We start from the raw sequence: 22960 nt of genomic DNA, 5'->3' as shown, positions 1-22960 counted from the left end.
CGGTGTCTCCCGGGGTCGGTGAGGGGTGCCGGTCCCGCGGCCTGCGGAGTGCCGCGGGACCGGCGGTCCCTCAGTCGGCGACGGTGAAGCCCTGCTGCTCGGCGTAGGTCGTGAGCTTGTCCTGCCACGCCTGCATGGCCTCGACCAGGTCGGTCTTGTCCGCGATGGCCTTGCCGACGGTCTCCTCACCGGCGGAGTAGGCGTAGTCCATGAACGGCAGCCAGCCGAAGTCCGGCTCGACCGTCGAGGACACCTCGGCGAACAGCTTGTTGACCTCCTGGCCGCCGTAGAACTCGGACTTCTCGTCGGCGAACTGCGGGTCCTCGAGGACCTCGGTCGTGGTCGGGAACAGGAACTGCTCGGTCGCCATCGTCATCGCTGACGCCTTGTCGTGGTTGATCCACAGCGCGAGCTGCGACGCCGCGATCGGGTTCTTGGTCGACGCGAGCACCGCGTCGGACGAGCCGCCCCAGTTGGCGGACACGTTCGCGCCGTCCTCCCACTGCGGGATCGTCGACGCGCGCCACAGGCCCGACGTGTTCGCAGCCGTGCCCTGGAGGAACACGGGCCCCCACGCGGCGGCCACCCAGGACGCGTACTTGCCGTTCGCGAGCCCCTGGTACCAGGCGTCGGTGAAGTCCGGGTCGACGGAGACCGCGTCGGCGGCGACGAGGTCGCCCCAGTACTGCGCGACCTGCGTGGCCTCGTCGGACGTCAGGTCGATCGTCACCGTCTCCTTGCCGTCCCAGCCGAACGGCCGCGCACCGGCCTGCCACAGCAGCGCCGTGAACTGGCCCATGTCGTTGCCGGGCAGGTTCGTCAGGTAGAGGTTCGGGTCCTTCGCGTGCAGGTCGGTCGCCGCCTGGGCGAACGCGTCCCACGTCGTCGGGACCTCGATGCCGTGCTGCGACAGCAGGTCCTCGCGGTACAGCAGACCCATCGGGCCCGAGTCCTGCGGGACGCCCCACACCTTCTCGCCGTCGGTCGACTTGACCTGCTCCCACACCCACGGCACGTAGTCGTCGCCGACGTCGGCCGGCATGTACGGCGTGAGGTCGAGCAGGTTGTCGCCCAGCGCGAACGACGACAGGTGCTGGAACTCGACCTGCGCGACGTCCGGGGCGCCTTCGCCCGCCTTCAGCGCGCTGCGGAGCTTCTGGTAGTGGTCGGCCCCCTGGCCGACGTTGACGACCTCGACGTCGATCGCCGGGTAGGCGTCCTCGAAGAGCTTCACCTCCTTCTCGATGTCGGGGACCCACGTCCAGAAGGTCAGCTTGGTCGGCGTCTTCATGGCCTCGTCGATGTCGGCCTGGCTGACGGGGCCGGTCGTCTCGCCGCCGCCGTCGCTCCCGCCGCCGCTGCTGCAGGCGGTGAGGGCGAGCGCCGCCACGGCGACACCCGCGGTGAGCCCGGCGGCCTTGCGCCGCCACGTGATCGTCCTCGACATGCTCCACTCCTTCGTGAAGGTCGTGCTGGTCCGGTCGGTGCGCGCGCCCCGCCGCGATGGTGCGCGGCGGGACGCCCGGGTTGGCCTCGTGGGCCGGAGTGCGGGTGCGGCTGGGTCAGCCCCGCCCGCGGGGTGCTGCTGTCGTCTCCCGGACCACGAGCTCGACCGGGACGTCCTCGCGACGGTCCTGCCGTCGCGGGTTCTCGACGGCGTCGACGAGGAGCCGGACGCCGAACGAGGCCAGGTGCGCGAGGTCCTGGCGGATCGTGGTGAGGGAACGCGTCAGGTACGCGGCCTCAGGGATGTCGTCGAAGCCGACGACGGACACGTCACCGGGGACGTCGCGACCCGCGTCGGCGAACGCGCGGAGCACGCCGATCGCCATGTGGTCGTTCGCGACGAAGACGGCGGTGACGTCGGGGTCGGCGGCGAGGCGCTGCCCGACGGCGTAGCCCGACGGTGCGCTCCAGTCGCCGTGCAGGACCTCGGGGACGGGCGCGCCCGCCGCGGCCAGCGTCTGCCGCCAGCCGTCGGCGCGCAGCCCCGCCGACCGCCAGCCGGACGGGCCGGCGACGTGGTGGACCGTGCGGTGCCCGAGTCCCAGCAGGTGCTCGGTCGCGGCGCGGCCGCCACCCGCCTGGTCCGCGTCGACCATGAGCTCGTTGGTGGAGATGCCGTACCGGCCCGACAGGCTGAGGAGCGGCAGGTCGCCGACCTGTGCCGCGTCGAGCGTGAAGACCCCGACGGGCTCGTTGACCGCGATGCCGTCGACGCCCTGCTCGACGAGGTCCAGCAGCGAGCCGGTGATGCTCTCCGGGTCCCCCTCGAGCGTGTTGACGACCGACATCGCGTAGCCGGCCTCGCGGATCGCCCGCTCGATGCCGACCATGATCGACGCGGGGCCGAAGTCGGTGGAGCCGACAGACAGCACGCCGATCGTCCTGCTGCGCCCCGAGACGAGCTGGCGAGCGGCGCGGTTGGGCCGGTAGCCGAGGGTCGCGGCGGCGTGGCGGACCCGGTCGCGGACCTCCGGGCGGACGTGGGGGTCGCCGTTGATGACGCGGCTCACGGTCTTCTGCGAGACGCCGGCAGCGCGCGCCACGTCCATCGCGACGACTGCTCGCTCCACGGCCACGACGGTGTCCCTTCGGTCGGCTCTGCCCGATGACTACGTAGTCAAACCACCGGATGACTACGTAGTCAAGTGGCGTGGATCACAGGAGTGTGACGATTCAGAGACGGTCGCGCTCCCACACCCGACGTCCCGCGCGTCAGGGGCCGGCCGCGCGCCGTGCGGCGTCGGGAGACGTTCAGGGAGTCCGGCGACGCAGGGTCGAGGCCCCGACGACGAGGGCGCCGACGATGAAGAGCGCCACGACCCCGACGTCGCCGCGCACGTCCGACCAGCCCGACCCCGCCGCGAGCTTCTGCATCGCGTCGAGCGCATAGGTCAGCGGGAAGACGCGCGACAGCCACTCGAGCAGCTGCGGCATCTCGTCGCGGGGCATGAGCAGACCGCACGTGATGATCTGCGGGAAGATCACCGCCGGCATGAGCTGCACCGCCTGGAACTCGGTCCGGGCGAGGGCGGACGCGCCCAGCCCCAGCGCGCACCCGAGGACCGCGTCGAGCACCGCGACCAGGATCACCAGGCCGATCGGGCCGGCCACGTCCATCCCGCACACGCCCACCGCGAACCCGACCACGACGAGCGCCTGCACCGACGCGAGCACCGCGAACGCGATCGCGTAGCCGACGACGACGTCCGCCCGGCCGATCGGGAGCGTCATGAGCCGCTCGAGCGTGCCCGACGTGCGCTCCCGCAGCGTCGCGACGCTCGTCACCAGGAACATCACCAGCAGCGGGAACAGCCCGACGAGCAGCGGACCGAACTGGTCGAGCACCGGCGTCCCGTCGAACATCCACGCGATCAGGCCGATGAGCAGGCACGGCAGCAGCAGGACCAGCGCGATCGTGCGGTGGTCGTGCCGCAGCTGGGTGAGGACGCGGGTCGCGGTCGCGGCCGTCAGGCGGGGGCTCACGACGCACTCCCGGTGTCCGTACCGGTCGCGCCCGTCGTGCCGGTCGCGTCGGCCCTCCCCGTCCTGCCCGTCGCGCCCGTCGCACCGGGCACACCGGCGGGGCCGGCCGCCGCGTTCGCCGCGTCGACGAGGGCGAGGAACGCGTGCTCCGCGTCGGGCGCTCCCGTCTGCGCGAGCAGCTCGGGCAGGGTCGCGTCCGCGAGGACCCCGCCCTCGCGCATGAGGACCAGCCGGTCGCACCGGACCGCCTCGTCCATCACGTGGCTCGACACGAGCAGGCTCGCGCCCGCGTCGCGGAGCCGGCCGAACAGGTCCCACAGGTCGCGGCGCAGCACGGGGTCGAGGCCGACGGTCGGCTCGTCGAGCACCAGCAGCTCGGGGTGCCCGAGCAGCGCGATCGCGAGGGAGACTCGGGACCGCTCACCGCCGGAGAGCGTGCCGATCGTCTGCTTCGCGCGTGCCGTCAGGTCGACCTCGTCGAGCGCCCGGTCCACCTCGCGCTGGCCGAGCCCGAGGATCGCGGCGGCGTAGCGGAGGTTCTCGGTGACGGTGAGGTCGGAGTACACGCTCGGGGCCTGCGTCACGTAGCCGATGCGCCGCCGCAGCGAGGGAGCGCCGGCGGGCTCGCCGAGGACGAGCACGTCGCCGCCCGCGACCACCTGGGCGCCGACGATCGCGCGCATGAGGGTCGTCTTGCCGCTGCCGCTCGGGCCGAGCAGCCCGACCACCTGCCGCCGCGGGACGGCCAGGTCGAGCACGTCGATGACGGGCCGACCACCACGGACGACGCGCAGACCGACGACCTCGACCGCCGGGGTGTTATTCCCCATGCGAGGAATTGTGCTCCTCGCAGGTACGGCGGGGCAAGGGCCTACTGGCTCGACTCGACGAGCACCTCGCGGAACCGGTCGACGACGGCTCGCTCCCCTTCGACCGCGAGCGCGTCCAGCGGTCCCCGGCCCCACAGCCAGAGGTCGAGGTCCCACGCGGACCCCGTGAGCGTCGCCGTGCTGCGCGCGTCCTCCGGGGCCACGTCGCGGGCGACCAGCTCACCCGCGTCGAGGTCGTACGTGGTGCCGGTGCGCGGCGACGTCCCCGCGAAACGGCCGAGCGCGATCAGCCACGAGCGACCGGCGTCGGACGCGACGACGAGCACGCGTCCGTCGTCGTCGGGTGTGAACGTCGCCCACGGCGGGAGGCCGCTCATCATCACGGCGAGCATCTCGTCGACCCCGTCCGTCGCGACCTCGACCGGCGGCGAAGCGACCGGGAGCCCCGCGACCTGCTCCGCGTCGACGCGGTGCACGAGCGCCTCGTGCGCCTGACGTCGGAGCGCCCACGCCACGTCGCCGCCGTGCGGCGACCACGACCAGCACCGCTCCGACAGGTCGTGCGCGTCGAACGCGTCGAGCAGCGCCCCGGTCCGCGTGCGCAGGAACGGCACGAGCGCGTCGTCCGGCTCGCGCTCCGGGCCGTCGAAGCCGCCCGGCGGGTCGCCGCCCACGTCCACCACCGCGTCCGGCGCGGCCAGGCCGACGACCCTCGACCAGAAGTCCTGCGTCTCGCCCAGGTGGTACGCGAGGTCCGCGGCCGACCAGTCCGGGCACGCGGGGACGCGCGCGTCGGGCGGCACGGCGGCCAGCGCGTCGGCGGCGCGGGCGGACTCCTCGCGGACCACCTCGGCGAACGGCAGCGTGGACGGGGACGCGCTCGACGACGTCGTCATGGCGCGACAGTAGCGACCCGCACCGACAGCCCTGCCCGGCACCCAGTCACCGCTCCGGCCGCGCGGGTGCCGTCCGTCGGCGTTGCTCCTACGGTGAGGCGTGCTCCCCGACCCGGTCCGCCGTCACGGTCCCGCCCTCGCGCTCGCCGCCGTCCTCGGTACCGCGGGCGTCCTCCACCTGCGCCGTCCAGCGATCTTCACGTCGCTCGTCCCCCGTCGGCTGGGCGACCCCGAGCCGTGGGTCCTGGGCAGCGGGGTGGCAGAGCTCGCATGCGCGGCCGTGCTCGTCCCGCCCGCGACCCGACGCCTCGGCGGGCTCGCGTCCGCCGCACTGCTCGTCGGGGTCTTCCCCGGCAACGTCACCATGGCCGTCCGGTCGCACCGCGGTGCCCGGCACTGGTCGCGCCACCCCGTCGTCGCGCGGGGACGGCTCCCGCTCCAGGTGCCCCTCGTCGCGTGGGCGCTCGCGGTCAGTCGTCGAGCGGACCGTGCCACCGGCCGATGACCACGGTCGCCCCGAGGTCGTCGTCCGCGACGACCCGCGGGAACAGCCCGGCAGACGACATCGCCGCCGCGGTCGCGGGCGCCTGCCGCCCGCTCGTCTCGATCAGCAGGTGGCCGCCCGGACGCAGCCAGCCGGGCGCCGCGGACGCGACCCGTCGCTGCACGTCGAGCCCGTCCGCTCCCCCGTCGAGCGCGACCAGGGCCTCGTGGTCGCGGGCCTCCGGCGGCATGAGGCGCACCTCGTCCGACGGCACGTACGGGGCGTTCGCGGTCAGCACGTCGACCCGACCGCGCAGGTGGTCCGGCAGCGGCGCGTCGAGGTCGCCCAGCAGCGCGACCCCGCCGACCGGGACGAGGTTGCGGCGGGCCACGACGACCGCCGCCGGGTCCACGTCGGCCGCGACCAGGACCGCGTCCACCAGGGACGACACCACCGCGAGACCCACGGCACCCGTCCCGCAGCACAGGTCGACCACGACCGCGTCGCGCGCCGGGGCGAGCGCCACGGCCTCGCGCACCAGCAGCTCCGTGCGGCGGCGCGGCACGAAGACGGTCGGCGCGACGACGACGCGCAGACCGCAGAACTCCGCCCAGCCGACGACCTGCTCGAGCGGCTCCCCCGCGACGCGTCGGGCCACCATCCCCTCGAGCGCGTCGGCGTCGACGGTCGCGTCGAGCAGGAGGCGGGCCTCGTCCTCGGCGAAGACGCACCCGGCGGCGCGCAACCGCGCGGCCAGCGTGGGGATGTCGGGCAGCACGTGCGGAACCTACGCCCGCACGGACCGGTCGCGCGACGGGTCCGACCGCTCGTCGTGCCCGGAGCACCTCGTGCGGGGGCAGGCCGCTCCGGAGACGGCGGGGGTCGTCACGTCGAGGTGTCGGGCAGCGGGTCGGTCATGTAGCGCTGGAGCGTCGGCCCGACGAGCGACGCGAGCCGGTCGACGTCGAGGGACGCCAGGGGCTCGACGCCCAGCACGTGCCGCGCCACGAGCACCCCCACGACGTGGGACGCGACGAGCGACACGCGCACGGCCGGATCAGGCCCGGGCAGGACCCTGCTGACCTGCGCGAACACCTCGCGACCGACGTAGCCCATGATCACGTGCGGCGGGACGCCGTCGGAGCCGAGCGCCGAGAACACGGCGCGGAACGTCGCGCCGCCGTCGGAGTCCCACACCCCCACGACGGTCCGCAGCAGACGCTCACCCAGCCCGTCGAGGCCGCCGGCGACCATGGCCGCCGCCGTGCGACCCGGGTCCACACCCTGCGGGATGACCCCCGCCGCGAACAGCGACGCCTTGTCGCCGAAGTAGTGCCGCACGAGCGCCGGGTCCACGCCCGCCCGACGTGCGACCGACCGCACGCTCGCGGCGTCGAACCCCTTCTCGGCGAACTCCGCGCGCGCCGCCGCGACGATCGCCCCGCGGGTGTCCTCGCCGGCGGGACGCCGCCCGCGCGGGCGCGGCGTCTGCGCGGGCTCGGCGCCGGGGTCGACGTCAGGGGCGGACTGCACCAGCCCAGCGTAGGAGGGCGCGACGAGACCGGACCGGTGCGTCGCGGTCACGTCCGCGCGTCGGACGTCGGCGCGGGCCACCTCCGTCGCGGCTGCTCCCTCTACGCACCCCGGACGGCGACCGGTCGGGCCGTCGCCACCAGGGCGTCGCCCGTGAGGCGGTAGCCCGTCCAGTCGTCCATCGGGAACGCGCCGAGCGAGCGGTAGAACGCGATCGACGGCGCGTTCCAGTCGAGCACCGCCCAGTCGACCCGGGCGTACCCGCGCTCGACCGCGATCGCCGCGAGGTTCCGCAGCAGCGCCTGCCCGTAGCCGTGGCCACGCTGGTCGGCGCGGACGTACAGGTCCTCGAGGTAGAGGCCGTGCCGGCCGGTCCACGTGGAGTAGTTGAGGAACCACACCGAGATCCCGACGACGGCGCCGTCGCGCTCGACGACGTGCGCGAACACCGCCGGGTGGTCGCCGAACAGCGCGGCCGTCAGGTCGGTCTCGGTCGTCTCGACGGCGTCCGGCTCGCGCTCGTACTCCGCGAGCTCGCGGATGCAGGCGAGGATGCCGGGCTCGTCACCGGGGCGGGCGGGGCGCAGGACGGCGCCACCCGAGAGCGTCGTGGTCACGGGCCGTGACGTTACCCGCGCACCGGTCCTGACCGTCCGGAGGTCCACGCACGGGCCCGACGGTCGGCGTGCGCGGGCGCGGCGGCACTCGCCAGGGCACGCCCGTGGGGCGACCGTCGTCCGGCCGCCCCACGGGACGCGCTCACCGCGTCGGCGGCGCCTGGCGCTGCGTCGGCACGTGGTCGAGCAGCTGACGACGACCGTGGTCGCGGGTCGAGGTCGCGGCCTGACGGAGCGTCAGGCCGATGCCGACCAGCGCGACCACCGCGAGACCGCCCAGCCACGGCGAGGCCCCCGTCGCGGCGAGTGCGGACGGCAGCCCGGCAGCCGCGAGCGCCGCCCCGGAGCCCGCCGTGATCGCGGTCGCGGCACGCGCCGCCCCTGTCGGCGTCGACGCCGGCGCGGAGCCCGACGCTCCGCCACCCCCCACGACCGGCAGCGTCCCCACCGCGCTGCCGCCCGTGCCCACGGTGCCGCCGCCGGACACCGATCCGTTCGAGCCCGTCGAGCTCGTCGAGCCCGTCGAGCCCGGCACCGTGCCGGGGGTCGTCCCGGCCGCGGTCCCGACGGTCGCGTCACCACCGATGCCGGCGGCGACGCCCGCGACGTCGACCGGCAGCGTCACCGGCACGGACACGAGCCCGTCGCCGGACGTCGAGCCCGCCGACCCCGTGCTCGTCGACATGCCGTCGACGGCGGCGTCACCCAGGACACCGAGTGCGACCCCGGACACGTCGACCGGGACCGTCACCGGTGCCTCGACGAGCGCGCCGCCGGACGTCGCACCGGTCGGACCCGTGGCCGAGGGCGTCGTGTCGGACGCGCCCTCGACGACCGCGTCGCCCAGGACGCCGAGCGCCACCCCGGAGACGCTGACCGGCACGGTGACCGGCGCGCTGACCGGCGAGCCGTCCGTCTCCGGTCGGCTCGCCGGCCCGTCGCTCGTGCCGACGGGCGCACCCGCGACCGAAGCGTCCCCCAGCACGCCGACCGCGATGCCCGAGAGGTGGACGGGCGCGGTCACCGGCGCGCTGACGAGCGCGGCAGGGGCGGACGTCGAGGAGGTGCCCGCCGTGTCGGACGTGGGCGCGCCGTCGACGGCGGCGCCACCCAGGACTCCGAGCGCGACACCGGACACGGTGATCGGCGCGGTGACGGGAAGGGCGACGGCGGTCTCGTCGTCGGTGCCCTGCGCGTCCGGACGGCTGCCGCCCGTCGACCCTGCGGTCGACGCGGACGAGCCGACCGTGGCGTCACCGAGGACGCCCATGGCCACGCCGGCGACGTCCACCGGCGCGACGACCGGTACCTCGACGAGCGCGGCGGGCGCGGCAGGCGCCGGTGCCGGGCTGGTGACGGGCGCGGGCGGCGGGTCCGCGGCGGGCGCGGCGGACACGGACGTCGCGTCCCCGCCGACCGCGACGGCGACTCCGGAGACGTCGACCGGCACGGTGACCGGTGCCTGGACGAGCGTGCCCGCGTCGGGTGCGAGCCCGAGGAGACCGTCCGCACCGCCGACCTGGAGTTCGACGGACAGGGTGGCGGGTGAGGCGGGTGGTTCCGTGGCGTGGGCCAGGCCGGCCCCGGCGACGACGATGCCGCCGCTCACGAGCGCTGTCTGCAGCGCTCGACGGACGAACGTGTGCATGGTGGTGCTCCTCCGTGCTGATGGGTGGCCCGTGCGGGCCGTGGACGCGTGCCGCGACGTGCGCGGCCGGTCCTCCGTCAGGCGGGAGAGCGGGGAACCTCGGCGGCGGGCGGGGTCGCGGGCACGGCGAGCGTGCCGCCGAGGAGGCAGCGCCCGACGTCCGGCTGGTGCGCGGCGGTCGCGAGCACGGCGGGCGTGTCGCCGCCGCGCGCCCCGGACGTGCTGCTGGGCGTGGTCGGGGTGCTGCCGGGCACGTCGGACGGGCCACGGCCGGCCGGATCGGACGGCACCGGCACACCGGAGGAGCGTGCGGTCGTCGTCGAGACGGTCGACGGACCCGCCGGCACGTCACCGGCGGAACGCACGGGCACCGCGTGGCGCGCCGCGACGGTCACCGGGCTGGTGGGCTCGGACGTCACGAGCGGCTCGGGCGCGGTGGCCGTCGACGCCGGCTGCGCGACCCCGGTCGCCGCGTCGGTGGGCACGGCCCCCGGGAGCGCCGCGTCGACGACCGGCCGGAGTCGGTCGACGACGGGATCGAGGACGTCGAGGCCGTCGGTGGCGGGCGCGAGCGCCCCGCCCAAGGGTGCGACGACGTCGGTGAGCGGTCGGAGAGCGGAGGCGAGCGGTCCGACCAGCGGCGCCGCCCCGTCGAGGACCGGCGTGACCGCGTCGACGACGGGGCGCAACGGTGCGACGGCGGCGTCGAGAGCCTCGACCGTCGGGGCGAGAGCGTCGCCGACGGGTGCGGCGACGGCCGCCGCAGGGGCCGTGACCTGGGCGCTCACCGGCGCCGCGGGTGCGGCGACCGTCGTGAGGGTGGGCTGGACGGCGGGCGCGACGACCTGCTCCGCGACCGGCTGCGCGACGGGCGTGACGACCCGCTCGACGAAGGACTGGGCCACCGGCGTGACGACGTGCTCGACCACGGGCTGCGCGACGGGTGCGACGGCCCGCTCCACGACGGGCTCGACGACCGGGGCCACGACGGCGTCGACCACCGCGGGGAGGACCCCCGCGAGCGCGGTCGGCACACCGCCCTCGGCCGCGGCCCCGCTCGCGTGGAGGTCGGTCGGTGCCGGCTCGGCGGCGTGGGCGCGCGGCGCGGACAGGACGCTCTGCACGAGGACGAGGAGGGCGAGGCCGACGAGCGCGAGGAGGCCGCGCAGGAGCCACGTGGCTCCTGCGGCCGTCGCACCGCTGCGAGTCGTCGACATCGTCGTCACTCCCCCTGAGCAACTTCTCCGTGCGACCGACCGTACGAAGGCCGGTTGCGCCCGGCAACCGGAGGGCGGTCGGGCACGGGGCACGTGAGCGCGCGCGTGCACGTCGCCGCGGTCGTGGCGTCACCGCAGGTCGGCACGGGCCCGACGGCCGCCGCTCCTCGACAAGACACACCGCGGCGGAGCCGGACGCGTCATCCGTTCGGACCAGCGGGTCGTCCGGCATCGCGTGCGTGACGGTGCGGGGAACTCTCGAGCGGCCCCGCCGCCGGCCCTTCAGCTCAGACCGCGCACTCGCAGACGAGGTTGTACTCGACGACCTCGTCACCCTCGTCCGGCCGGGCCCACGCCTCGGCGTCGGCGCGTGAGGCGAACTTCCGACCGGCGAGGCGGCCGTTGGCGAGGAGGACGCTGAACTCGATGAGGGTGCGCGGGTCGTCCAGGTCGACCGTCGTCGTCGTGCCGGTTGCCTCGCTCATCGTCCGCCCCTCCTCGTGGCCGCCGCAGACCGGGTCGCGGCGACTCACCCGGCACAACGCCCGCCTGGGGGCTCGCATTCCGTCGTGGCACGTGCGAGGGAGGTGGACCGTCACGGCATTCTGGTCCCGCCTCGGCAATGCTCCCGCGGGGCATCGACCGAAACGACACGTGCCTGCCACGACGTGCGTGTCCCACGACCGGGACGAGCGACGTCCCTGCACCTCGGAGCACCAGGCGGAGGTCCCGCCGAGCCCGCGAAGAACGGCGCGGCGGGCGATCGGCGGCGACGTTTCTCCGACGTTCTCACGCGTGCCCGGTTTCGTGCCCGACAGGTTCGGCCGGGACCCGTGAAGCACCCTCGACCCGTCGAGAGTCATAGCGTCCGACGCCTTTCGACGGGGTGAGAGAACGCACGTCTGCCCACGTCAGATCGTGCGGTTGGGGGAAAATCCTGCTCGAAGAAGGACCCGCTGTGCTATGGCGGGGCTCGTCGGTCACACGACCATTGACGCAGCGTCCTCGTATCCACCAGGGTGTCGCCCGCGACGGCCGCACGCGCTGCTCGCCGACTCAGGGGGCACGCATGCGCATCGGTCGTCCGGCACGCACTCTCACCGTCCTCGTCGCGCTCGGTGCGCTGACGGTGACCGGCGCCCAGGCGGCGCCGACCCAGCCCGACGCGCCGCCGGCCGCCGCCGCGGGGGGCGCCCCCGCCGGCCCGTCGCAGCTCCCACCCGGCACGGACCAGGTGGTCGAGGCGCCGGCGGTCGACGACCTCACGACCGAGATCCCGATCGACCAGCGCGACGCCACGCTCGGCGACGGGTGGGAGACCTCGACCGACCAGGCGTGGACGCTCTCCGGCGACCCCGCGGGCCTGCACGTCCTCCTCGCCGACGCGTCCGACGGCTACGCGTGGCGGACGGTCGCGACGTTGGCCCAGCCCGGCATCGAGACCGACCGATGGATCGGGAACGCGTGCCTCACGGAGTCGGGCGACCGGCTCGTCGTCGCCTACGCGCCGCGCTCGTTCACCAACGAGCCCGAGCTGTTCCTCCAGGGCGCGTGGACGGCGGTCGTCGACCTGACCAGCGGGACGGTGGCGGACCTGCCGGTCCGCGGGAGCCTCGAGTACTTCACGCCGTCGTGCGGGCACGACGAGGACGCCGTGCTCACGGTGTCGGGTGGCGACGAGCTCGCCGCGACGCGACTGGTCACCGTCGACGCCGTGGCCGCGACCGTCGACGCCCCGGTCGACGTGTCGGGTCAGGTCACGTCGGCCGTCCCGACCGGCTCCGGGGTCGTCGCGGCCGTCGGGACGCAGGTCGCGCGCATCGACGGCGCGGGTCACGTCATCGCGCTCGCCCGCACGACCTCGGTGCCCTACGAGCTGACGACCGACGCGGACGGTGGGGTCGTCTTCCTCGAGCACGACGGGACGACGGCGACCGCACGCCGCCTCGACGCCGCACGCATCACGAAGCCCCGGCCGCGGACGGCCGCTCCCGCACTCGCGACGGGGCCCCTCGCCGAGGTCGGCGTGACACGCACGCCGCGCGGTCAGGTCCTGCTCACGGGCAAGGCCAAGGCCTCGCGCACGCTCCCCGCGACGGTCCGCGTCGCGGCTGTGCCGACGGACGCGGAGGTGAGCGTCGACGGCTCCGTCGTCGTCGACGTGACGTCCGACCACCTCCCGGTGCGCGGACCCGACGGGAGCGTCGACGTGACCGCCCCGCTCTCGACGCTCGAGACCCGCGTCACCAGCCTCTCGACCGGTCGCACGGTCGCCGTCGACGCGGTCGTCGACGGCGTCGCGCCCGGCACCGCAGCGCCGGACGCCGGTGCCGCCGAGCCGACCGGCGCCGACCAGCGGCCGCTCTCGGCCCCGCCGTCGCGCACCCTCGACCGCGGGGTGACCGCGCCGTCCGCCGTGACGACCGCCGCTGACGACCCGTACGGCGTGCACGACACGGTCGACGTGGGCCGTGGCTGCTCCGTGCCGCGCAACTCGCTGCTCAACCAGACGGTCCAGCCCAAGCCGCGGCAGGTCGAGTGGGCCGTGAACCAGGCCGTGAAGGGTGCGCTCACCGTCCAGCGGCCGGCCAACTGGAAGAACCTCCAGATGCCCGCCTACACGCCGCAGGGGATGTTCCCGTCGATCCCGCTCCGTGGCGGCGGCGAGGTGCCCTCGCAGGTGATGCTCGGCATCCTCGCCCAGGAGTCCAACCTGTGGCAGGCGAACGGCTACGTCGTCCCCGGCGTGTCGGGCAGCCCTCTGATCGGCAACTACTACGGGATCAAGAACGGCCTCGAGGCGAACGACCCCGACCGGTTCAACCCCGACTTCGCCGCAGTCGACTGCGGGTACGGGGTCGCGCAGGTCACGGACGGCATGCGCCTCGCGGACACGGGGATGCCCGGCGGGCGCAGCTGGAACCAGCAGCGCGCCATCGCGCTCGACTTCGCCGCCAACGTCGCCGCGGGCCTTCAGATCCTGCAGGAGAAGTGGAACCAGACGTACGACGCCGGCATGAAGATCAACGGCGGCGACCCCTCGAAGATCGAGAACTGGTTCTACGCGATCTGGGCGTACAACTCGGGCTTCTACCCGGAGGCCGACAAGAACACGCAGGAGCGCAACGGCGCCTGGGGCGTGGGCTGGGTGAACAACCCGGCGAACCCCAGCTACCCGCCCACCCGAGGGTTCTTCCACAAGAACCCTGCCGACGCGACGCACCCGCAGGACTGGCCCTACCCCGAGCGGGTCATCGGGTTCGCCGCCTTCCCCCCGTCGCTCCTCGAGTCGCCCGGCACCTTCGTCGGGGCCTTCCGGCCGGCATGGTGGAACGGCGAGAACACGCTCGAGAACAGCAACCGGCTCGGCGCGAAGCCGCCCGTCGGCGCGTTCTGCGACCCGGCTGACGGTTGCGTGTACATGGACTCCTACGGCCAGTGCGTGCACAAGAACAGCCACGGCGTCATGGACTACCGCTGCTGGTCCCACAAACCCGTCATGTGGAAGACCAACTGCTCCTACAGCTGCGGCAACCCGTTCATCCGCTTCGTCGCCGGGTACGCCTACCAGGAGGACGGCAACGCGTACCCACCGGTCTGCGGACCGACAGGGCTCCCCTCGAACGCGCTCGTCATCGACGACGTCCCCGCCGGCACAGCACCGGTCCGCTCGGGCTGCTCGTCGCCCGCCACGTCCGCCGGAACCTTCAGGTTCACGTTCAGCAGCGCAGACGATCCGACCGAGTTCCCGTCCAAGATGGACCTGCACCAGCTCGGCGCCGGCTACGGCGCGCACTTCTGGTTCGGGCACACGCGGACGGAGGCCGTGCGGAACGGGTCGATGGAGTTCACGGGTACGTGGACGCTCGACCGGCCCCTCGACCAGTGGGCGCGGGTCCTCGTGCACCTGCCCGACCACGGCGCGCACACGCAGGAGGCGAACTACCGCGTCCACACCGGCGTCGGCGAGCCGAAGCTGCGATCCGTCCTGCAGCGCACGGAGCGCAACGGGTGGGTGTCGCTCGGCGTCTTCGACATCGACGGCGTCCCGAAGGTCTCGCTCTCGACCGAGACGGAGCACGGGGACACGGTGGACGGGCAGGGCAACCCTGTCACTCCCAGCAAGAACGAGGACATCGCGTTCGACGCAGTCGCCTTCGTCCCGCTCCCTCAGCGCCCCAAGGACATCGTCGTCGCGCTCGGGGACTCGTACTCCTCGGGGGAGGGCACGGACGACTACTACGCGGAGTCGAACCAGTTCGGCAACGATCCGCGGTACCGGAACGCGTGCCACCGTTCGCCGCAGACCTGGTCCCGCCTGGCGACGATGCCCGGGTCGAGCCAGACGATCGGTCAGCGCGCCGACGCGCTGGACCCGACGATGGACTACCACCTGCTCGCCTGCTCGGGCGCCAAGACGAACCAGGTCGTGACGGACGGTCAGTACCAGGCGCTGTCGCAGCTCGATCGGGGGTTCATCGACGAGAGCACCACCCGGGTCACGATCTCCATCGGGGGGAACGACACCGGCTTCTCGAAGATCGCGATGTTCTGCAGCATCACCCCGCACTGCCACTACAACGTCATCACGGACGGCAGGAGCCCCTACGCGGCGGGGATCGAGAACAAGATCGCGGACGAGGTGGGGCCGGCCGTCACCGAGACCTTGCTCGCCATCCGGGACCGAGGGGAGAACGCCAAGGTCATGCTCATGGGATACCCCAAGCTCTTCTCGGGACACGTCTGCCTGGACCCGGTCTCGATCGCCATCGACGCCAGCGAGGTGGACTGGCTGAACCGCGTGAGCGAGTTGCTCAACGCGGAGATGTCGGCGGCGGTCGACCGTGCGAACGACATCGAGGGGACCGAGTTCGCCACGTTCGCCTCGCCCGTGGAGGCGTTCGACGGCAAGACGATCTGCGGAGGTTCGCCGGCGTACATCCACAGCGTGATGTGGGACAAGAGCGAGAGCGACGAGTCCGGGTGGGACGACTGGTGGAAGCCCGCGGCGAAGGGCATGCACCCCACGGTCGACGGGTACCGGGCCTACGCAGGCGTCGCGACGAGCGCGTTCACGGCGATGGGCGGATGACACCGACGTCCCGACGCCGTGTGGTGGTGACGGCGGTGCTCGCAGCCGTCACCACCACCGTCGCCACCGGCTGCTCCTCGGTCGACCGCCGGGCGGTCAGGGACGCGCAGCTGGACGGCGCGGTCGTCGAGGCGGTCGTGCGCGACGCGGTCGAGCGCGACACCGGAGCGGAGCCTGAGCAGATCGTGGAGGCGGTCGAGCAGGAGCTCTCGAACCAGGGCCAGGTGCGGTGGTGGGAGCGCTCGTCGACCGGCGGAGGATCTGCCGCCTGGCAGCTCCTCGTCGTCGGGTCTGCGGAGGAGCAGGGAGTCATCGGCTACGAGAGCGTCTTCGCCAACCTGTGCGTCGAGATCACCCTCGAGTACACGACGCGAGAGGTCAGGCTGACCGACGTCGACTGCCCGGAGGAAGCCGACGCGCCGCGCGACGGGATCGACGCCGACCTGGCGCAGTGACGGCGAGGGGGCCCGACCGCGCCGGTCGGGCCCCCTCGTCCGTGGTCGGACCCGGGTCAGAGGCCCTGGGCGAGCCGCCAGTAGGCCTGGTTCCAGCGGACCTGCTCGCGGAAGCCGCGGCGGGTCGTGGACTCGTCGATGACGAGGAGCTCGGTGCGGGCGATCTCGGCGAAGTCCTCGAACACCTCGATGCCGACGGCCGTGGACAGCACGGTGTGGTGCGCGCCGCCCGCGGTGAGCCACGCCTCGGCGGAGGTGCGGAAGTCGGGGCGGGGCTGCCAGACGGCACGCGCGACGGGCAGGTTCGGGAGCGCGGCGGTCGGCGGCACGACGTCGACGACGTTCGCGGTGAGGCGGAACCGGTCGCGCATGTCGGCGAGCGAGACGACGACGCCGACGCCCGGATCGGTGTCGAACACCAGGCGGACGGGGTCCTCCTTGCCGCCGATGCCGAGCGGGTGGATCTCGAGCGTCGGCTTCGACGTGGTGAGCGTCGGGCAGATCTCGAGCATGTGGGCGCCGAGGATGCGCTCGTCGCCGGGCGTGAGGTCGTAGGTGTAGTCCTCCATGAGGGAAGCGCCGCCGGGCAGGCCCTGGCCCATGACCTTGGCCGCGCGGACGAGCACGGCGGTCTTCCAGTCGCCCTCGGCGCCGAAGCCGTAGCCGTCGGCCATCAGCCGCTGGACGGCGAGCCCGGGGAGCTGGCGCAGGGCACCCAGGTCCTCGAAGTTCGTCGTGAACGCCTTGGCACCGACGGACTCGAGGAAGGTGCGCAGCGCGATCTCCTGACGCGCGCCGTACCGCAGCGACTCGTGCTGGTCGCCGCCCCGACGCAGCGACGGGACGACGTCGTACAGGTCCTCGTACTCGGCGACGAGCGCGTCGACCGCGGCGTCGTCGACGGCCTCGACCGCGGCGACGAGGTCGTTCACGCCCCACGTGTTGACGGAGACGCCGAACCGCAGCTCGGCCTCGGTCTTGTCGCCCTCGGTGACGGCGACGTTGCGCATGTTGTCGCCGAACCGGACGAGGCGGAGCTCGTGCGTCGCGGCCCAGCCGGCGGCCGCGCGGACCCACGTGCCGATGGACGCGCGGACGGCGGGGTTCGACGCGTGCCCGACGACGGTCTTGCGCGCGGTGCCGAGGCGCGTCGCCATGTACCCGAACTCACGGTCGCCGTGGGCGGCCTGGTTGAGGTTCATGAAGTCCATGTCGATGGTGTCCCACGGCAGCTCCACGTCGGCCTGCGTGTGCAGGTGCAGGAGCGGCTTGCGCAGCGCGTCGAGGCCGGCGATCCACATCTTCGCCGGGGAGAACGTGTGCATCCAGACGACGACGCCGAGCACGTTGTCGGCGGCGTTCGCGTCGAGCGCGGCGCGGCGGATCGCGGCCGAGTCCTTGAGGACGGGCTTCCAGACGACCGTCGCGGGGACCTCGTCGGAGTCCTGCAGCAGGCGCGCGACCTCCTGCGACTGCTCCGCGACCTGGCGCAGCGTCTCCTCGCCGTACAGGTCCTGGCTGCCGGTGAGGAACCAGATCTCGCGGTCGGCGTAGGGCTTGGTCATCGGGCGTTCTCCTGCTCGGTGTCGGTGGTGGTGCCGGCGGCGGGGGCTGCGGTGCCCTGGCCGTAGACGTTCTGGTAGCGGTCGTACAGCGAGTCGACGTGCTCCTGCGCGATGGGCAGCGGCTCGCCGAGCTGGCGGGAGATGTGCACGGTGCGCGCGACCTCCTCGACCATGACGGCGGCCTTGACGGCGGCCTTCGCGTCGCGGCCGATCGTGAACGGGCCGTGGTTGCGCATGAGGACCGCCGGGCTGCGCGACTCGCGCAGGGTCTCGACGATGCCGCGGCCGATGGAGTCGTCGCCGATGAGCGCGAACGGCCCGATCGGGATGTCGCCGCCGAACTCGTCGGCCATCATCGTGAGCACGCACGGCACGGGCTCGGCGCGCGCGGCCCACGCCGTCGCGTACGTGGAGTGCGTGTGCACGACGCCGCCGACCTCGCTCATGTGCGCGTAGACGTACGCGTGCGCCGCGGTGTCGGACGACGGGGCGCGCGTGCCGTCGACGAGGTTCCCGTCGAGGTCGCAGACGACCATCGACTCGGGCGTGAGCTCGTCGTACGTCACGCCCGACGGCTTGATGACGAGCAGGTCCCGCGCGCCCGGGCCTGCCGGGTCGACGACGACGCGCTGCGAGACGTTGCCCGCGGTCCACACGACCAGCCCCCAGCGCGGCAGCTCGGCGTGCAGGCGCGCGACGACCTCGCGCGTGGTGGCGACGGCGGCGCGCACGTCGTCGGGGTAGGCGTCCAGGGGTGTCGTCATGCGGGTCTCGCTCCGTGTCTCGTCGTCGTGCGTCGTGCGTCGTGCGTCGTGCGTACGTCGTGCGGGTGTCGTCGGTGCGCCGGGCGGGTGCGGGCGGTGCGGGTGGCAGCCTCAGACGGCGTCCGCCGCCGCCTGCGCGATCGCCAGGCCGGCCGTGTAGCGCTCGAGGTAGGCGGTGAAGCCGCGCACGTCGTCCGCGTCGGGCTCGACGACGTCGACCTTCGCGTCGGCGAAGACCCGCGTGCTCAGGTACGCGCCGAGGTCGAGCTCGTCGGACGCGTCGAGGTAGGCGGCGAGCACCGCGATCCCCCACGCGCCACCCTCGCTCGCGGTGTCGCCGACCGCGACGGGCGCGTCGACGGCGGCCGCGAGCAGCCGCTGCGCGACGCCCGCGGTGCGGAACAGGCCGCCGTGCGCGAAGAGCGCGTCGACCTCGACGCCCTCCTCGGCGAGCAGCCGCATGCCGAGGCTGAGCGTGCCGAACGCGCCGTAGACCTGGGTGCGCGCGACGTTGGCGAGCGTGAGGCGGCTGTCGGGCGTGCGGACGACGAGCGGGCGGCCCTCCGCGAGGCCCGCGATGGGCTCGCCGGACAGGAAGTTGTACGCGAGGAGGCCGCCGCCGTCGGCGTCACCGTCGAGCGCCGCGCGCAGGAACGTGCCGAAGACCGCGTCGGCGTCGGTGTCGTGGCCGGACGCGACCGCGAACTGGCGGAACACCTCGGCCCACGCGCCGAGCTCGCTCGCACCGTTGTTGCAGTGCACCATCGCGACGAGGTCGCCCGCGGGCGTCGTCACGAGGTCGATCTCGGTGTGCACCCGCTCGAGCGCCTTCTCGAGCACGATCATCGCGAAGATGCTGGTGCCGACGCTGACGTTGCCGGTGCGGGGCGCGACCGCGTTGGTCGCGACCATGCCGGTGCCGGCGTCGCCCTCGGGCGGGCAGAAGGGGGTCCCGGAGCGCAGCGTGCCCGACGGGTCGAGCAGCGCGGCGCCCTCGTCGGTCAGGCGGCCCGCCTCCTGGCCCGCGACGAGCACCTCGGGCAGCACGTCGGCGAGGCGCAGGCCGGGCTGGCGCTCGGCGACGAGGTCGTCGAACTGGGCGAGCATGCGCGCGTCGTAGTCGCGCGTCGCGGGGTCGATCGGGAAGACGCCCGACGCGTCGCCGACGCCCAGCACCCGGCTGCCGGTGAGCTTCCAGTGCACGTACCCGGCGAGCGTCGTGACGAACGCGACCTGCGGGACGTGCGGCTCCTCGTCGAGCACCGCCTGGTAGAGGTGCGCGATCGACCAGCGCAGCGGGATGTTGTGCCCGAACAGGCCCGTGAGCTCGGTGGCCGCGGCCTCGGTCGACGTGTTGCGCCACGTGCGGAACGGCACGAGCAGCTCGCCGTCGGCGTCGAACGCGAGGTAGCCGTGCATCATCGCGGAGACGCCGAGCGCGCGCAGGGCCGTCGGCCGCACGCCGTGCTTCTCCTCGGCGTCCGCGAGCAGCGCCGCGACGGACTCCTGCAGGCCGGTCCAGACGGCGTCGAGCGAGTACGTCCACGTGCGGTCGACGAACTGGTTCTCCCACGCGTGGCTGCCGGTCGCGAGGACCGTGCCGTCGGCGGCGACGAGGCACGCCTTGATGCGCGTGGAGCCGAGCTCGATGCCGAGGGTCGCCTCGCCTGCGCTGATCGCGTCTCGTGCCTGGGCGGGGTCGACCATCGTCGCGGCTCCTTCGTCGCTGGTGGCGGGTGCCGACGACGTGCCGGGCACCCCTCGCTCGTGCACCGTCAGATCGCGGTGCGTGAGCCAATGTTAGCGCTCACATCGGGTGGGCGGTCCAGCCCGGAGGTCCCACGCCACGATCGGTCGCGCGACGTCGGGCACGGTCCGCCGCGCGGCGTCTTGCGCGGTCCGGCGGCCCCGGCGACGCAGAGCGTCCCGTCAGGCACGGGCACCGCTGCTCACCCGCACGACGAGCTCCGCCGGGATCAGCCGGTGGCCCGGGTCGCCGCCCGACATCGCCGTCTCCAGCGTGTCGATCGCCAGCAGCCCGAGCGCCGAGAAGTCCTGCCGCACCGTCGTCAGCGGCGGGACGTAGTGCGCCGAGCCGACCTCGTCGTCGAAGCCCACCAGCGCCACGTCGTCCGGCACGCGCACCCCCGCCTCCCAGAACGCGTGCAGCAGACCCAGCGCGAGCTGGTCGTTCGCCGCGAAGACCGCGTCCGGCAGGCCCTCGCGCACCAGGCGGCGCCCCACGTCGTACCCGTCGGACGCACCCCAGCCGACGACCACGGGCTCGTCGACCGGCACGCCCGCGGCCGCGCACTCCGCACGCCACCCGACCAGCCGGTCCTGCGCGTCGAACCAGTCCTGCGGACCCGCCACGTGCAGCACGCGCGACCGCCCCGCCTCGAGCAGGTGCGCGGTCGCGAGCCGCGCGCCCTGCTGCTGGTCGACACCCACCGCGTGCAGGTGCGGCTCCGACGGCACGTCCGCCGCCGACGACACCACGACCACCGGCACCGGGGAGTCGAGCGCCGCGAGCACGTCGACCGCCTGCACCGTCGGCGCGATGATCGCCACGCCGTCCACGCCCTGCCCCAGGAAGTGCTCGAACGCGTGGTGCATCGCGTCGCCGTCGAACTGCCGCAGCGTCGCGACCGACACGAACCAGCCCGCGACCCGCGCGGCCTCCTCGACCCCGACCAGCGTGCTCGTCGGCCCGTAGAGCGCGGTCGCGGGCGTCACGACCCCGACCGTGCCCGTCCGGCGCGTGACCAGCGCACGCGCCGCGCTGTTGCGCCGGTAGCCGAGCTCCGCGATCGCCGCGAGCACACGGTCCCGCGTCTCCGGGCGCACCGACGGGTGGTCGTTGAGCACGCGCGACACCGTCTGGTGCGACACGCCCGCGCGGGCCGCGACGTCGCTCATCGCCGGTGGTCGGCCCGTCGTCCCGTTGCGCGCAGCGGCCGGGCGCGCCGTCGCCCCGTCCGTCCCGATCTCGGCCACGCCGCCTCGACTTCCCGTGCTCGTCCGGGGTCCGTCCCCGTCCGCCGTCCGCCGCCTCGCGACGTCCGTCCCGCCAGTCCTACCGCCTCACCGGGTCCCGGGAGGCTCGATCGCGCCGACCCGTGCCGCCGCGCCCATGTTTCGATAGTCCACGACCCGCATGATCGCCCCTCGTGCCCCGTCGCGACGCTGGTCCCGCGCAGCGCGGGCGACCCGGCGCCCGGTCGAGCGGTGGTGCCGTCACCGACTCGTTTCGACGCGTCCGACGGGCGTGCGCCCGGCTCCGACCGCGCCAGGGCGCGACGCGCGCCGTCAGCCCGCGTACTGCGCGCCGAGCTCCCGGGAACGCTCCGCGGCCGCGCGTGCCGCCGCGACGACGCCCGCGCGCACACCGTGCGCGTCGAGCGCCGCGACCGCCGCCACCGTCGTCCCGCCCGGCGACGACACGCGCTCGCGCAGCACCACCGGATGGTCCCCCGACTGCGCCGCGAGCGCCGCCGCACCCTCGACCGTCGCGACCGCGAGGCGCGTCGCCAGGTCCCGCGTGAGCCCGAGCAGCACGCCTGCCTCGGCCATCGCGTCGACCAGGTAGAACGCGTACGCCGGGCCCGAGCCCGAGATCGCGGTGACCGCGTCGAGGTCCTTCTCCGCGACGCGCACGACCAGGCCGGTCGCGGCGAGCAGCTTCTCGACGAGCACCAGGTGCCCCTCGGTCGCGTGCGCGCCGCCCGCGATCGCGCTCGCACCCTTGCCGACGACCGCCGGGGTGTTCGGCATGACCCGGACCACCGGCGTGCCGGCCGGCAGTCGCTGCTCGTAGAACGCGATCGGCAGACCGGCCGCGACCGACACCACGAGCGCGCCGCCCCGCAGGGCCGACGCGATCTCGTCCAGCACCGACCCGACGACGTGGGGCTTCACCGCGACCAGCACGACGTCCGCGCGCGCCGCCGCGTCCACGTTCGACGCGCCCGTCCGGACCGCGTACCGGCCGGCGAGCTCGTCCGCGCGCGCCGTCGCGTGCTCCGTCACCTCGACCTGCTCGGGCGTCCAGCCCGCCGTGAGCAGCGCACCGAGGAGCGCCTCCCCCATCACGCCGCCGCCCAGGACCGCCACCTGCGGGGTGCCGCCCGCTGTGTCCGTCATCGTCGTCCTCCCTCGTGCGCCCGGCGTCGGGCGACGTCGCGAGCCTACCGACGCGCGCGGCGCACCCTCGCCGCCGCCCGACCCGTCCGCCACCGCGCGCCCGCCGGTGTGCGATCGCGCCGAGCTCGTGAGGTGCGGCTCACCACCCCGCCGGGAGGTGACGACCTCGACGACGCGACGGATCGGTCGGCGTGGGGTGCGGGGTGCCGGTGGTCGGCGCACATGCG

19 protein-coding genes are annotated in these 22960 nt (G+C 74.2%); 3 read left to right on the top strand and 16 right to left on the bottom strand.

From position 1 onward, the window contains the following. Positions 1-70 precede the first annotated feature (70 nt). From KOV94_RS02935 to KOV94_RS02915, 5 genes are all read right to left on the bottom strand, one after another. Entirely contained in the window at positions 71-1447 is a 1377-nt protein-coding gene (locus tag KOV94_RS02935; protein WP_218051172.1) for an extracellular solute-binding protein, read from the bottom strand. A 115-nt stretch (positions 1448-1562) separates the two neighbouring features. Then, positions 1563-2576, bottom strand: a complete 1014-nt coding sequence (locus tag KOV94_RS02930; RefSeq protein ID WP_235843125.1) for a LacI family DNA-binding transcriptional regulator — start codon at positions 2574-2576, stop codon at positions 1563-1565. A gap of 181 nt (positions 2577-2757) precedes the next feature. Beyond that, positions 2758-3489: an ABC transporter permease gene (locus KOV94_RS02925; RefSeq protein WP_124341309.1), complete on the bottom strand. Its 732-nt coding sequence runs from the start codon at positions 3487-3489 to the stop codon at positions 2758-2760. Then, positions 3486-4319: an ABC transporter ATP-binding protein gene (locus KOV94_RS02920; protein ID WP_218051171.1), complete on the bottom strand. Its 834-nt coding sequence runs from the start codon at positions 4317-4319 to the stop codon at positions 3486-3488. Before KOV94_RS02920 ends, KOV94_RS02925 begins: the two co-directional genes overlap by 4 nt. A gap of 41 nt (positions 4320-4360) precedes the next feature. Further along, complete coding sequence (locus KOV94_RS02915; RefSeq protein WP_218051170.1) at positions 4361-5215, bottom strand: maleylpyruvate isomerase family mycothiol-dependent enzyme; 855 nt, start codon at positions 5213-5215, stop codon at positions 4361-4363. A gap of 100 nt (positions 5216-5315) precedes the next feature. Between KOV94_RS02915 and KOV94_RS02910 the strand changes: the two genes are divergently transcribed. Continuing rightward, positions 5316-5720, top strand: coding sequence for a DoxX family protein (locus KOV94_RS02910; RefSeq protein ID WP_218051169.1), 405 nt, complete (start codon positions 5316-5318; stop codon positions 5718-5720). Here KOV94_RS02910 and KOV94_RS02905 read toward each other — a convergent pair. The 6 genes from KOV94_RS02905 to KOV94_RS02880 all read right to left on the bottom strand — a co-directional run bounded on the left by KOV94_RS02905 (position 5686) and on the right by KOV94_RS02880 (position 11199). Further along, positions 5686-6477, bottom strand: coding sequence for a putative protein N(5)-glutamine methyltransferase (locus tag KOV94_RS02905; RefSeq protein WP_218051168.1), 792 nt, complete (start codon positions 6475-6477; stop codon positions 5686-5688). The two genes, KOV94_RS02910 and KOV94_RS02905, sit on opposite strands and share 35 nt — an antisense overlap. A 107-nt stretch (positions 6478-6584) precedes the next feature. Continuing rightward, positions 6585-7232 (bottom strand): TetR/AcrR family transcriptional regulator, encoded by a 648-nt coding sequence (locus tag KOV94_RS02900; RefSeq protein WP_124341313.1) that lies wholly within the window; start codon positions 7230-7232, stop codon positions 6585-6587. 101 nt (positions 7233-7333) lie between these two features. Next, positions 7334-7849 (bottom strand): GNAT family N-acetyltransferase, encoded by a 516-nt coding sequence (locus KOV94_RS02895; protein ID WP_218051167.1) that lies wholly within the window; start codon positions 7847-7849, stop codon positions 7334-7336. Between the two features lie 142 nt (positions 7850-7991). Then, positions 7992-9497 (bottom strand): chaplin family protein, encoded by a 1506-nt coding sequence (locus KOV94_RS02890; RefSeq protein ID WP_218051166.1) that lies wholly within the window; start codon positions 9495-9497, stop codon positions 7992-7994. A 77-nt stretch (positions 9498-9574) separates the two neighbouring features. Next, positions 9575-10714 carry a hypothetical protein gene (locus KOV94_RS02885; RefSeq protein ID WP_218051165.1) on the bottom strand — a complete coding sequence of 380 codons (1140 nt, stop codon included), beginning with the start codon at positions 10712-10714 and terminating at the stop codon, positions 9575-9577. Between the two features lie 287 nt (positions 10715-11001). After that, the gene (locus tag KOV94_RS02880) at positions 11002-11199 is read right to left on the bottom strand and encodes a hypothetical protein (protein WP_124341316.1); all 198 of its coding nucleotides are present in this window, start codon (positions 11197-11199) and stop codon (positions 11002-11004) included. A gap of 584 nt (positions 11200-11783) precedes the next feature. Here KOV94_RS02880 and KOV94_RS02875 point away from each other — a divergent pair. After that, complete coding sequence (locus KOV94_RS02875) at positions 11784-15806, top strand: SGNH/GDSL hydrolase family protein (RefSeq protein ID WP_218051164.1); 4023 nt, start codon at positions 11784-11786, stop codon at positions 15804-15806. Positions 15807-15841: 35 nt separating this feature from the next. Continuing rightward, on the top strand, positions 15842-16261 hold the full coding sequence (locus KOV94_RS02870; RefSeq protein WP_124341318.1) for a hypothetical protein: 420 nt from the start codon (positions 15842-15844) through the stop codon (positions 16259-16261). 56 nt (positions 16262-16317) lie between these two features. Here KOV94_RS02870 and araA read toward each other — a convergent pair whose 3' ends face one another. From araA to proC, 5 genes are all read right to left on the bottom strand, one after another. Then, positions 16318-17826 carry an L-arabinose isomerase gene (gene araA / locus KOV94_RS02865; protein WP_218051163.1) on the bottom strand — a complete coding sequence of 503 codons (1509 nt, stop codon included), beginning with the start codon at positions 17824-17826 and terminating at the stop codon, positions 16318-16320. Further along, entirely contained in the window at positions 17823-18590 is a 768-nt protein-coding gene (locus KOV94_RS02860; protein WP_218051162.1) for an L-ribulose-5-phosphate 4-epimerase, read from the bottom strand. Before KOV94_RS02860 ends, araA begins: the two co-directional genes overlap by 4 nt. 111 nt (positions 18591-18701) lie before the next feature. Continuing rightward, on the bottom strand, positions 18702-20297 hold the full coding sequence (locus KOV94_RS02855) for a xylulokinase (protein ID WP_218051161.1): 1596 nt from the start codon (positions 20295-20297) through the stop codon (positions 18702-18704). A 222-nt stretch (positions 20298-20519) separates the two neighbouring features. Then, positions 20520-21509 carry a LacI family DNA-binding transcriptional regulator gene (locus KOV94_RS02850; RefSeq protein WP_168678531.1) on the bottom strand — a complete coding sequence of 330 codons (990 nt, stop codon included), beginning with the start codon at positions 21507-21509 and terminating at the stop codon, positions 20520-20522. A 390-nt stretch (positions 21510-21899) separates the two neighbouring features. Then, the gene (gene proC / locus KOV94_RS02845) at positions 21900-22733 is read right to left on the bottom strand and encodes a pyrroline-5-carboxylate reductase (RefSeq protein ID WP_124341323.1); all 834 of its coding nucleotides are present in this window, start codon (positions 22731-22733) and stop codon (positions 21900-21902) included. Positions 22734-22960: the final 227 nt, after the last annotated feature.

This window comes from Cellulomonas algicola, from assembly GCF_019024305.1.
GTDB lineage: Bacteria > Actinomycetota > Actinomycetes > Actinomycetales > Cellulomonadaceae > Cellulomonas > Cellulomonas algicola.
The sequence above is the reverse complement of the archived record's forward strand: the minus strand, read 5'-3'. Positions and strand labels throughout refer to the sequence as shown.

Bases quoted from the DNA above. Each gene is read 5' to 3' on its own strand.
- KOV94_RS02935 (WP_218051172.1), bottom strand. From the start codon at position 1,447: ATGTCGAGGACGATCACGTGGCGGCGCAAGGCCGCCGGGCTCACCGCG.
- KOV94_RS02920 (WP_218051171.1), bottom strand. From the start codon at position 4,319: ATGGGGAATAACACCCCGGCGGTCGAGGTCGTCGGTCTGCGCGTCGTC.
- KOV94_RS02915 (WP_218051170.1), bottom strand. From the start codon at position 5,215: ATGACGACGTCGTCGAGCGCGTCCCCGTCCACGCTGCCGTTCGCCGAG.
- KOV94_RS02890 (WP_218051166.1), bottom strand. From the start codon at position 9,497: ATGCACACGTTCGTCCGTCGAGCGCTGCAGACAGCGCTCGTGAGCGGC.
- KOV94_RS02885 (WP_218051165.1), bottom strand. From the start codon at position 10,714: ATGTCGACGACTCGCAGCGGTGCGACGGCCGCAGGAGCCACGTGGCTC.
- KOV94_RS02880 (WP_124341316.1), bottom strand. From the start codon at position 11,199: ATGAGCGAGGCAACCGGCACGACGACGACGGTCGACCTGGACGACCCG.
- KOV94_RS02875 (WP_218051164.1), top strand. From the start codon at position 11,784: ATGCGCATCGGTCGTCCGGCACGCACTCTCACCGTCCTCGTCGCGCTC.
- araA (WP_218051163.1), bottom strand. From the start codon at position 17,826: ATGACCAAGCCCTACGCCGACCGCGAGATCTGGTTCCTCACCGGCAGC.
- KOV94_RS02860 (WP_218051162.1), bottom strand. From the start codon at position 18,590: ATGACGACACCCCTGGACGCCTACCCCGACGACGTGCGCGCCGCCGTC.
- KOV94_RS02855 (WP_218051161.1), bottom strand. From the start codon at position 20,297: ATGGTCGACCCCGCCCAGGCACGAGACGCGATCAGCGCAGGCGAGGCG.
- KOV94_RS02850 (WP_168678531.1), bottom strand. From the start codon at position 21,509: ATGAGCGACGTCGCGGCCCGCGCGGGCGTGTCGCACCAGACGGTGTCG.
- proC (WP_124341323.1), bottom strand. From the start codon at position 22,733: ATGACGGACACAGCGGGCGGCACCCCGCAGGTGGCGGTCCTGGGCGGC.